Genomic DNA, 11121 nt, shown 5'->3' with positions numbered 1-11121 from the left:
GTGTGGCCCGAAGCCCGCGCGAAGATCTTGCACGATCGCCAGCGGCTGCTCCCATGCGGCAAAGTGAGCGCCTTTCGGGTGCCGCTGATAGTAGATCAGCTTGGGGTAGGCCTTTTCGACCCAACTCCGCGGGGCCGGACATATTTCATCTGGGAACACACTCACGACCGTGGGGATTGTGACGCCTTTCGGTGCAAAGAAGGCGAGCTTGTTCTCCCAGTAGAGACGCGCCGAAGAAACACCCGTGTTCGTCAGCCAGTAGAACGTGATGTTGTCGAGAATGTCGTCCCGCGTGAGGCCCTCGGACTGACCGTCAAAGACGCGTGCGATCAGCTTATAGCTCCAGATGTCGTGGTCGAGGATCCAGGCCGCGAGGCAGACAGGGGAATCCGCAATACCGTACAGCGTCTGCGGACGGTGGCCCATCTCAAGCGCATAGCCGAGGCCGTGTTTGTAGAAGAATGCGACCCGATCGAACGCCTGCCTCTCCTCCGCCGAGAGGTCGGCCGGCGGGGGAGCTCCGGTAAACGCCGCTGCATCAATGTCTGGCGGAATCGCACACGCCATGTTCGTATGGATGCCGAGCAATCCCGGAGGCGCGTCGCGTCCCATCAGGTCGGCGATAATCGCGCCCCAATCTCCACCCTGTGCAACGAATTTTTGGTAGCCGAGGCGCTTCATCAGCACGGGCCATGCGCGGGCGATGCGCTCCGGACCCCAGCCGGTGCCCGTCGGCTTCCCCGAAAAGCCGTATCCAGGCATCGATGGGATCACGAGATGAAACGCGTCGGCTGGGCTACCGCCATGCGCGGTCGGATCGGTCAGTGGCTCGATGATCTTCAGCTGCTCGACGACCGAGCCGGGCCAGCCGTGCGTGACGATGAGCGGCAACGCATTTTCATGCTTCGAGCGGACGTGAATGAAATGGGTGTCGAGCCCGTCGATCTCGGTTACGAAGTTCGGCAGGGCTTTCAGCTTCGCTTCGCACTTGCGCCAATCGTATTCTGTCGACCAATACTGTGCTAGTTTCTGAGTTGTCGCGAGCTGGACGCCTTGCGTTGCGTCGGTGACAGTTTCGCGCTCCGGCCACCTCGTTGCCTTTATGCGCCGGCGCAATTCGGTAAGTTCCGTTTCCGGAAAACTCACTGTAAGCGGACGAATAGCGGTCTTATTGCTGCCAGTCTCGACTTCCTTAGGCATGATAGTCCTCCCCTTCGGCTCGCTTCGGAACGATGGACCGTCCCAATGCGCTGCCCGCCGCCGGTTCGCGTTACCAAAGCGCTGTTGCTACCTTCGAACATCTCCTGTGCTGTGGAACGTTCACAGGCGTTTCGCTAACCCTGAACGGAATTCTCGTAAAAAACCCGTGCAAGCGCAATTCCGCGAACTTGGTGCCGAAACATTCCAGGTCCGAATTTGGCACTTTGCGGAACTGGCGTCACCTCTGACTTCCGTCCGCTAAGAGCTCCAAAGGCGACACCGGCTGCTGCTCGCCGTGCGCCGACATGACGTCGCGAACGATAGGCTAAAGCTGCTTGGCGCTGAAGGTGTCGCAGTCCTTGATCAGGCCGGATTGAAGGCCCTGCTTGAACCAGCGCGTGCGCTGCGCCGAGGTGCCGTGGGTGAAGGTCTCAGGCACCACATAGCCCTGCCCTTCGCGCTGAAGGCGGTCGTCGCCCACCGCAGCGGCGGCGGCCAGCCCTTCATCGACATCGCCGGCTTCGAGGATCTGGCGTTCCTGGTTGGCGTGATTGGCCCAGACGCCGGCGAAGCAATCGGCCTGCAGCTCGACCATGACCGAGAGATGATTGGCGTCGGTCTCGTTCATGCGGCTGCGCAGCGAATCCACCTTGTCCATGATGCCCAGCAGGGTCTGGACATGATGACCGACCTCATGGGCGATGACATAGGCCTGGGCGAAGTCGCCCGGCGCCTTGAAGCGGTCGCTGAGCTCCCGGAAGAAGTCGAGATCCAGATAGACCTTCTGGTCGCCCGGGCAATAGAACGGCCCCGTCGCGGTTTCGGCGAAACCGCAAGCGGACTGCACCCCGCCATTGAACAGCACGAGCTTCGGATCCTGATAGGTCAGGTTCATCTGCTTGAACTGCCCGGTCCAGGTATCCTCGGTATCGGCGAGCACGACCGAGACGAAATCTCGCAGATCGGCATCCTCGGCACTGGGCGTGCCGGTCGAAGAGGTCGACGAGGCATCCTGCGTATAGCCGCCGGGCTCGGTGATCTGCTGCAGGATCTGCGAGGGATCGACGCCGAAGAACAGTGCTACCACGACCACAACGACGAGGCCGAAACCCCCGATGCCGGCGCGTCGCATGCCACCGCCACCGCCGCCACCCGGAAAGCCAAAGCCGCCGCCACCACCGCCGGGCATGCCCTGGCCGCGTTGATCTTCAACATTCTCGCTGCGCCGACCGTCCCGCCACCGCATGGCAATCGCTCCCTGATGCCGCGCCCTCTGCCGAAATTTGACGGAGGACGGGTATGTCGAACCGAGATTGCCCCTGCCACCCGTCCTTGGCAAGCACCGGCCCCGTCGGATCCCGTGTTCAAATAGGAATAAGCGCTTTCCTTTGAGACAGTTCCGTTTCAGGCGGGTCAAACGACCAAATTCGGGATCTCGCGCTTGAAAGCCACCTCGCCCGCGGCCGGCTCATCCAGCTCGCGTCCATAGCGGTGACCCTGATAGACCGCCGCCGCGATGGTTCCCGGCGCCAGCGCATCGCCGATGGTCGTCACCGACTTGATCCCCGCCTCCAGCAGCGCGCCCGGGCTCGCCATTAATTTCTGATGGAGCACATCGTTCGGCAGCCGTGCCGTCACGGTTACGAGACTGGCGCAGGCGCGCTGCGTCACCCGGCCGGTGAAAACGCAGGCGAGATCCACATGGTCGCCCTTGAAGCCGACCACGTCCTGCTTCACCAGCAGCTCGATCCCCAGCTCCAGGAGACGGCGCTGAATATGGGAGGCCTCCAGCGTCTTCTGCGTCCAACTGGAGACCAGGTCGGCCGGCGTCACGATGGCGACGTCATGCCCCTCGCGCCGCAGCTTCTCGGCGATGACGCCGCCCATATAGTAATGATCGTCGTCATAGACGATGACCGGGCCCTTGACCGGCTTGCCGGCCATGATGTCGTCGGGCGTGAAGACGTTCGCGGCTCCGAAACCCGGCACCGCGAAGCCATGCATGCGGCCCACGCCGTCGCGCCGCCACTCGGCGCCCGTGGCGAGAACGACCCGCCCCGCCCCCATCTCGAGGATATGCGCCGGATCGAGCCGGCTGCCCCGATAGATCTCGACATTGGCGAGCTTGCCCAGCTGATAGGCACGGTAATCGCGGACCCGTCCCCACTCCGACAGGCCCGGCAGCTTCGCCTCGCGCGCCACGCGCCCGCCCAATTCGTCCGAGGCCTCGGCCAGATGCACGCGATAGCCCCGCTGGCCCAGCGTGCGCGCACATTCGAGACCGGCCGGCCCGGCCCCGACCACCAGCACCTCGTCCTCGGACTTGCGCGCCGGCACGATCTCCGGATGCCAGCCCTTGCGCCATTCCTCGCCCATGGTCGGGTTCTGGGTGCAGCGGAAATGGCTCATGGTGAAGTCGCCGGAAACGCAGATATTGCAGCCGATGCATTCGCGGATGTCGTCGGGCCTTCCCTCCTCGATCTTCTTCGGCAGGAAGGGGTCGGCGATCGAGGGACGCGCGGCGCCGATCATGTCGAGCACGCCGCGGCGGATCTGGGAGACCATCGTGTCTGGGGAAGTAAAGCGCCCGACGCCCACTACCGGTTTGCTCGTCATCTTCTTGACGAAGGCGATGAAAGGCTCCTGGTTGCCCTCGGGCTTGAAGCGCGAGGTGGTGGAATCGTTGTACCAGGCGCTGACATTGACGTCCCAGAGATCCGGGAGCTCGGCCAGCATGCCGACGATGTCCTGGGATTCCTCGAGCGTCAGCCCTTCCGGTCCGATCAGCTCGTCGGTCGCATAACGCACGACCACCGCGCAACGGTGGCCGACGGCATCCTTGGTCTCCTCGATCAGCTCGCGGAACAGCCGCACGCGGTTCTGCAGGCTGCCGCCATATTCGTCGGTGCGGTTGTTGCGCCGGCGCTGCAGGAAATGCATCGGCATCGCAATATCGTGGCCGGCATAGACATAGATCACGTCGAAGCCGGCGCGCTGGGCGCGGATCGCCGCCTCGCGATGCCAGCGCCGGTAATTGCGGATGTCCTCGCGGTCCATGGCGCGAGCCTGCATGGGGTCATAACTGTTGACCGGCTGATGTGAGGGCCCGATCGGCATCTCGCGACTATAATGATTGGGGCATGAGGGGCCGTGATGAGTCAGCTCGCAGCCCGCGAGCGCGCCATGTTCATGCACCGCGTCGCACATCATGGCGAGGGCCGGGATGTCGTGATCGTCCCAGAGCCGCGCCTCCTTATAGGGCGATATGTCGCTGGTCGGGTGGATCTCGCATTCTTCGGTGCAAATCACCGCCCAGCCGCCCTCGGCCTTCATGCCCCGCATGCCGGCGACCGCGCGCGGGTTCGGATGGCCCATGCCGTTGCAATGGGGCACCTGATAGAAACGGTTCTTGGCGGTGACCGGACCGATCTTGATCGGCTCAAATAAAATGTCGTAACGCGGATCGCGCGCCATGGAGCTCTCCCTCTGACCAGGCGGGAGCAGTCTTACCCGTGGCGCCGGCCAGCGACAAGCCGCGAAGCCGCGGGGGCTTGACCTTGCCAAGACCGAATGGTGCGAATCCTGGGCGAGCGGCCGACCTTCCGATTGCCGGCGATATCAGACTCGAGCGTAAGGATTTCTTCCAGCGGAGAACGCTTATCCCGCAGTCCCAGGGAACACAATAAGTAGAGCCCCCGAAAAAGGGACATCTCAGGTGATCTAGCGGCTCGCGGCCGTGACTGGCGATTTCCGCTATTGGGGGAAGAGCGGACGGAGCGCGGAGCTGCTGCTGCGGCCGACTTTGACCCCGAGCAGACATTTGCTGCCACCTCAAAATGAGCTGACCTATCCCCAACACGAGGCCGAGCAGCTCGCGTGAGACGAGGCTGCAAATCTCCGCCATTCCCTTCTGGGCTAACCGGCTATGCCAGATCAATCGGGATTTCTATGTTCGTTGGCGTAGTGATAGCGCCCTTGACCGACTACAACGGGTGGCGCCAATCGAAAGAAGGAAATGAGACCACCAACGAAAAGATGTTGATTCAGATCGATACATCACCGTGGCCTGCGCAACATTGGAAAGAGGGGCGGGCATCCCGACAGCTGAATGGTGCCGAGTAGTTCAAAACCGTGCCGCTCATAGAGCGGAATATTTTTTGGATTCGTGGCTTCGAGGTACGCCGGCAAGTGGTCGCGGTCACACGGGACCAATCCGCACTTGATCAGAGCCGAGCCGATGCCTTTGTGTTGGTGGATCGGATCCACGCCAATCACCGCAAGGAACCAATGCGGCCCTCTCGGGTGAAAATCTGCCGTCTGCTGAAATGTTGCAACCGCGTCATTCTTTTGATCTCCAATACTACGGTCAAGCAGCACGGCGAAGGCCTCGTCGTCGGAATGTATATCTGGCGGAAGCCAAAGCGCCGCCCCCCAATAACCGTCAACGTAGTAAGCAGAACCGTGATCGATCGCCCTTCCTCCGTAAGCTTTTGTGAGTTGTGGTAAATATACTACGAATTGTTGAAGATCTGGATACATCCAACGGAGAACAGGATCGGCAATGAACGACAATCCGATGACGTCCATGATTTTCGATTCGTCGGAAAGTGAACTGACCTTGACCGAAATGTCAGTCATATTATTCCTCCCTGGTGGTTGTTCTATCGGGCCCCAGCGTAGAAATTGCCAAAAAAGTGATGCCACCCCATTAGAGCCAAAGAACTCGACCACCCCTGCCGGCCCCTGGGATTGTCCAGGTGACCCGACATTCCCCAGATGACCCTCGCTCTCCATCTGTGCCGTTCGCCGCGGCGCATGCGGCGACAGCTACCAAACATCAAACCCACGTTGAGCGGACATCAGCCAGACTGGAACTGACCTAGGCTGTGTGAAAACGCTCGAAGCAGTCGCCAGCGGGCAACAAAAGAAGCGAGCTTGCGGCCTTGGCGAATCTTTTATGGGCGAACAGCGCGCTATTTGAATCAATCTTGCGCGGGGCCGACCGTCAGAATGGTTTTCAAACAACCAAGACCCCAAGCGGAAGTCCGACCGACAAGCTCGTCAGCGCGGCACGAATGCAGCCTTGAACCACCTACGGGGACGCACAGGGGTCCGCTCGGCCGCTTGGGCGGCAGCAGCGACCGGCTGATCCGCAACGGCAAGCGCGTTCGTAGCAGCTCTACGCCCGCGCTCCGCATCGATGCGCCGGGCCTCTATCCTGGCCGCATCCGATCCGCAGGTTATGAGCCTGGCCACATCGAGCATGATGGCGAGGATGTCGTCCATATCGAAGCGCATGGTCTCTCTCCTTTTCGCGGAACCTCTGTGTGCTGTTCCGTAAAGACCAATCTGCCGATGCGCCGTCAGCCGACTGCCAATTGGGGCGTCAATCTTCCGACAGTGTGGCGTCAATTATGCTAGGATGACGTCAATTCGCCCTGACAACGGGATCAAGTAGGCCGGCGTCGGAGGAGATTTCATGACGGGTTACCGGTTCCATCTTCTTGGACCGCCCAAATTTGAGACTGCGGCAGGCGATCCGCTTGCAATCCGGTCGCGCAAGGGTGCCGGACTGCTGGCCTGTCTTGCCCTGGCGGACGGCAAACCGGTCAGCCGCGATCACCTTTGCGCGCTGCTGTGGTCGGACCGGCAGACGGCCCAGGCCCGGGCGAGCCTGCGTCAGCTGCTCGTCGATCTGCGCCATGATTTCGGCCATGCCAGCCATGTCCTCGATACCGCCACCGATGGCGCTATCTCATTCTATGAAACGGCTGTCGTGTCCGATGTTGCTGAGTTTCAGCGGCTCCGCCGGGCCGATGACCGGCAGACTCTGGAGCAGGCATTCGCCCTGCGGCGCGGCCAGTTCCTCGAAGGTCTAGCGCCCGAGAATGCCGCTTTCGCCGATTGGCTCGAAGACAACCGCCGTGTGCTGGACAATCTGTGGTGTGAGGCGACGGCGAGGCTGCTTCGGGTTCTCGAGCGCGAAGGTGATCACCGGCGAAGCCAGGACGTTGCCGGCCGGCTGTTGTCCATCGATCCACTTTGCGAACTGGCACACCAGTCGGTGGTCCGGGCGCATATCGCAATGAACAATCGCAGTCTCGCGCTCAGGCACTATCAGGAGTTTCGGGAAAAGCTTGATCACGAATTGGGGGGCGAACCAGACGCATTGACCCGACAAATTGTGCAGGATGTGTTTGTGCAGCAAACCATGCTGACCCCGTCGGCCGAAGCGTCGGCGCCTGCCGTCTCGACTCGCAGGCCAAAGGCCTCGATCGCCGTCCTGCCTTTCGAACAGTCCGGTGGCAATCCGGACGACCTTCACTTCGCCGCTGGGCTTACAGAAGATCTGAGTACTGAGCTTTCCCGTTTCGCCGACCTTGCGGTCATTGCCCAAGCGTCGGTGAGGCAACATGCCCAGGCGGGCGAGGGCAGGCCGCGCGGGCTCGATACCGAGTATCTGGTTCGCGGCAGCGTCCGTCGGGCGGACCAGCGCGTCCGCATCACCGCGAGCCTCGTTCATGCTGCTGATGGAGTAACGCTCTGGTCCGAACGATTTGACCGCGATTTCAGCGATCTCTTCGCACTTCAGGACGACATCGTCCGCCGGGTTGTCGCCGCGCTGGCCGCACGTGTCGAAGCCTTCGAGATGGAAAAGACCCTGCAAAAGCCGGCCATCGGTTATGAAGCCTACGATCTGTTGCTAAAAGCCAGATTTCTGCAGCGGGAGAGCAGCAGGGAGGGCATTCTTGCGGCGCGGGCCCTGCTTCGCGAGGCCATCGCCCGCGAACCCCGATTTGCGTCCGCCCATGCCGAATTGTCGCTCGGATATTCCTTCGAATACCAGAGTGATTGGAGTACCGATCTTGAGCATGCTCGGCAGGAGGCGGTGGCCGCAGCCGAGCAGGCGGTCGCGATCGATCATACTAACAGCAATGCCCACCGGGCCCTTGCAGAAGCGCAATTCTACTGCAATAAAAATCTCGATATCGCTAAGGCCCAAGCTGATATGGCATTGGTGCAAAATCCAAATGATCAATTCAGTATGTGCCTCCTGGGATTTGCCTTAGCCTGCAATGGTCATGTGGCGGATGGTCAACGCTACTCCCTAGAATCTCTCAAACTCAGCCCGCTGGTGTCGGAGCCCTGTCTTTACGCGATCGCAGTTGGTGCATATTTCGAAGGCAATTTTGCTGACGCGGCCAGCGGTTTCGCGCGCGTTGCCGGGACAATTGATGAAGCTCTGGCCTTTCGGGCAGCGTCGCTCTTGAACCTCGGCCAGGCTGACGCAGCGCGTGATGCCATGCAGCGATTCATGACGCTCAAACGCCAGAAAATGGCTGAGTATCCCGACGACGACGTGGAGCAATGGCGGTCATATCTTCTCCGTCTGATGCCGATTGCCGATCCCGCTAGCCTGGAAAAACTCTTCGAAGGGTTCCGGAATGCGGGACTGCCGGTGTGAAAAGCGCCAGACGGTATGAAATGGCGTGTGGTTCCAAAACCGATCGGTACGCCAGGCCTTTGATAATACTCTGCCAAGACGACATGCCGGACCGGGTCTTGTGGCGTCCGCTCCTGGCACTTGTGCGACGAACCAACGCGGCGAGCGTGGGTCCGGCTTTGGTCCCTTAGCGGAAGTTCATTCGCTGGTCGGCCACTTCGCACTTTGACCCACAGCGGTCATTGGACAGTGTGGAAACGGCAGAATGTCAGCGCTATCTGCCGGACCGATAGGCTCGCATAAGACCTAGCGCTATGCAGCTTCGATACTCGCCGCAGTCTCGTGGGGCTTGCCCGTAGAGCGCCATCATACCGTGTGTTGATGGCGTTCAGCGGGAGCGGGGGAAACGATGCCTGTGGCTCCCACGGTTGGCGAGTGCACCCGGCATGCAGCCCCGCGTGCGGGGCTGCATGCTCCCCGTGTTACGCCCTGAGGAAGGCGAGCAGGTCGGCGTTGACCTGGTCCTGATGCGTGGCCGTGAGGCCGTGCGGTGCGCCGGGATAGTAGATTTCCTTCGCGCCCTCGATGAGCTTGGTTGACTTCTTCGCCGAGTCCTTGACGGGAACGATCTGGTCGTCCTCGCCGTGCAGAACGAGGGTCGGTATGTCAAACTTCTTGAGATCTTCGCTGAAGTCGGTCTCTGAGAAGCCCTTGATGCTCTCGTAGGCGTTCTTGGCGCCGGCCTGCATGCTCCACAGCCAGAATTGATCGAGAGTGCCTTTGGAGACCTTCGTTCCAGGCCGGTTGGCGCCATAGAAGGCGATGGCCAGGTCCTTGTAGTACTGCGATCGATCGCCGGCGACGCCCGCACGGATCTTGTCGAACACCTCGATCGGCAGGCCCTCGGGATTGCCGGGCGTCCGGAGCATGATCGGAGGCACAGCCGCGACGAGGACCGCCTTCTTCACCCGCTTGGTGCCGTGACGGCCAATGTAGCGAGCGACCTCGCCGCCACCGGTGGAGTGGCCAACCAGCGTCGCGTCTTTGAGGTCGAGCGCCTCGATGACCGCTGCGAGATCGTCGGCATAGCCATTCATGTCGTTGTGCTCCGAGACTTGGCTCGAACGGCCATGGCCGCGGCGATCGTGGGCAACCACGCGGAAGCCGTTCTGTGCAAGGAAGAGCATTTGCCCGTCCCAGGCGTCGGCATTCAGCGGCCAACCATGCGAGAAGGTGACGACCGGGCCCTTGCCCCAGTCCTTGTAATAGATCTCGGCACCGTCCTTGGTGGTGATCGTGCTCATGGTCTTGGTTCCTTGCTCGGGGGAGAGGGGGAGGAGTTTGCTTTTTGGCTGTCTGGGCCGGGACCGCGGCAGGCAGTCCCGCCGCAACGGTTGCAATCAGGCTACGCAATAGGACATCGCGACGTGATGCTCGCGTGGGGGACCGTGAGTCCTCGTTCATCGTATCGACCTATCGTCCCAGATCGCGGGGACCGCGATTAGCGACTTTTGTGAGGTCCTCGTCGACCATGCCTGCAATCGGGCGGCCAGCGGCGCAGTTTCGGTCCAACGGCCGCAACCAAAAGCGTACACCCTGGGCAGCAGATTTCAAACGACGCGCCGTCGCTGCAGGCAAAACCGCGGCGAACTTCGATAACGTTAGATGTCCGATATGAGCGAAGTCGCATGGCGGCTCTCTTGGATCGGGATCAACCCTTCCCGATCAACAGCAACTCCGCCAGAGATGAGTGGAGTCTGGTTCTGGCACTTTTCGGACCTCGCGCCATGTTCGACTTGAATCTGTACTGCACACCAAAGCGGACGTCCGCCAACGCCTACAGATTTATGAGTTCACGCCCTAAAGCAAGCTCTCCAGAAAATGGCGGCATACTATTACTGGTGTGTCCCTGGGACAGCGGAATAAGCGTTCAAAGGAGAGCCGATTGCCGCCGCCGCTCAAAGTCGAGTTGCTACCACACAATCCCCGCTGGGCCGAACAGGCCAAGGCGGAAGGCGAGACGCTCGCGTCGGCCCTGGGGTCGATCCTGCTGGCCGTCCATCATGTCGGTTCGACCGCCATTCCCGGCATATCGGCCAAACCGATACTGGACCTGATCCCTGTGGTCACGCTTATGTCGGCACTGGACGCCCGCAAGGGTGCGATCGAGGCGCTGGGCTATGAGTGGTGGGAAGAATTTGGGTTGTCGGGGCGGCGCTACTGTACGAAAAACGACCCTGTCACGGGCCGCAGGCTGGTCCAGCTCCATTGCTATGAGGACGGGTCTGCTGACATCGCGCGCCATCTTGCCTTTCGCGACTATCTTCGCGAGCGGCCGGATGTCGCCCGCGCCTATGATCAGGAGAAGGCGCGTTGCCAAAGCCTACACGCCAATGACTCCCATGCTTATGGCGACTGCAAAAGCGCCTGGATCAGGAAGACCGAAGTCGAAGCGCTCGCCCACTATCGAGCCTGAC

At 61.1% G+C, this 11121-nt stretch carries 8 protein-coding genes; 2 read left to right on the top strand and 6 right to left on the bottom strand.

The window, feature by feature from the left end; genetic code table 11:
- The 5 genes from ACREE8_RS05890 to ACREE8_RS05870 form a co-directional block, all read right to left on the bottom strand.
- On the bottom strand, positions 1–1200 hold a 1200-nt coding region (locus ACREE8_RS05890; protein WP_431572053.1), incomplete at its 3' end, for an epoxide hydrolase family protein.
- 325 nt (positions 1201–1525) lie between these two features.
- The gene (gene ypfJ, locus ACREE8_RS05885) at positions 1526–2446 is read right to left on the bottom strand and encodes a KPN_02809 family neutral zinc metallopeptidase (RefSeq protein ID WP_431572052.1); all 921 of its coding nucleotides are present in this window, start codon (positions 2444–2446) and stop codon (positions 1526–1528) included.
- Between the two features lie 167 nt (positions 2447–2613).
- Positions 2614–4674 carry an FAD-dependent oxidoreductase gene (locus tag ACREE8_RS05880; RefSeq protein WP_431572051.1) on the bottom strand — a complete coding sequence of 687 codons (2061 nt, stop codon included), beginning with the start codon at positions 4672–4674 and terminating at the stop codon, positions 2614–2616.
- A gap of 582 nt (positions 4675–5256) precedes the next feature.
- Positions 5257–5838: a GNAT family N-acetyltransferase gene (locus ACREE8_RS05875; RefSeq protein ID WP_431572050.1), complete on the bottom strand. Its 582-nt coding sequence runs from the start codon at positions 5836–5838 to the stop codon at positions 5257–5259.
- Between the two features lie 423 nt (positions 5839–6261).
- Positions 6262–6498, bottom strand: a complete 237-nt coding sequence (locus ACREE8_RS05870) for a hypothetical protein (RefSeq protein WP_431572049.1) — start codon at positions 6496–6498, stop codon at positions 6262–6264.
- A 181-nt stretch (positions 6499–6679) separates the two neighbouring features.
- Here ACREE8_RS05870 and ACREE8_RS05865 point away from each other — a divergent pair, with 181 nt between their 5' ends.
- Complete coding sequence (locus tag ACREE8_RS05865) at positions 6680–8665, top strand: BTAD domain-containing putative transcriptional regulator (RefSeq protein WP_431572048.1); 1986 nt, start codon at positions 6680–6682, stop codon at positions 8663–8665.
- Between the two features lie 461 nt (positions 8666–9126).
- Here the strand turns inward: ACREE8_RS05865 and ACREE8_RS05860 are convergent, their stop codons facing one another.
- Positions 9127–9948 carry an alpha/beta fold hydrolase gene (locus tag ACREE8_RS05860; RefSeq protein WP_431572047.1) on the bottom strand — a complete coding sequence of 274 codons (822 nt, stop codon included), beginning with the start codon at positions 9946–9948 and terminating at the stop codon, positions 9127–9129.
- A 641-nt stretch (positions 9949–10589) separates the two neighbouring features.
- On the opposite strand from ACREE8_RS05860, the gene ACREE8_RS05855 reads away from it, so the two are divergent.
- Complete coding sequence (locus tag ACREE8_RS05855; RefSeq protein WP_431572046.1) at positions 10590–11120, top strand: GrpB family protein; 531 nt, start codon at positions 10590–10592, stop codon at positions 11118–11120.
- The last annotated feature ends 1 nt before the right edge of the window (position 11121 follow it).

The sequence above is a fragment of the Hypericibacter sp. genome (assembly GCF_050729195.1).
In the GTDB taxonomy this organism is placed as follows: Bacteria; Pseudomonadota; Alphaproteobacteria; order Dongiales; family Dongiaceae; genus Hypericibacter.
Note: the sequence above shows the minus strand (reverse complement) of the source record. Positions and strands in the feature narration are given on the sequence as shown.

Bases quoted from the DNA above. Each gene is read 5' to 3' on its own strand.
- ypfJ (WP_431572052.1), bottom strand. From the start codon at position 2,446: ATGCGGTGGCGGGACGGTCGGCGCAGCGAGAATGTTGAAGATCAACGC.
- ACREE8_RS05880 (WP_431572051.1), bottom strand. From the start codon at position 4,674: ATGGCGCGCGATCCGCGTTACGACATTTTATTTGAGCCGATCAAGATC.
- ACREE8_RS05875 (WP_431572050.1), bottom strand. From the start codon at position 5,838: ATGACTGACATTTCGGTCAAGGTCAGTTCACTTTCCGACGAATCGAAA.
- ACREE8_RS05870 (WP_431572049.1), bottom strand. From the start codon at position 6,498: ATGCGCTTCGATATGGACGACATCCTCGCCATCATGCTCGATGTGGCC.
- ACREE8_RS05865 (WP_431572048.1), top strand. From the start codon at position 6,680: ATGACGGGTTACCGGTTCCATCTTCTTGGACCGCCCAAATTTGAGACT.
- ACREE8_RS05860 (WP_431572047.1), bottom strand. From the start codon at position 9,948: ATGAGCACGATCACCACCAAGGACGGTGCCGAGATCTATTACAAGGAC.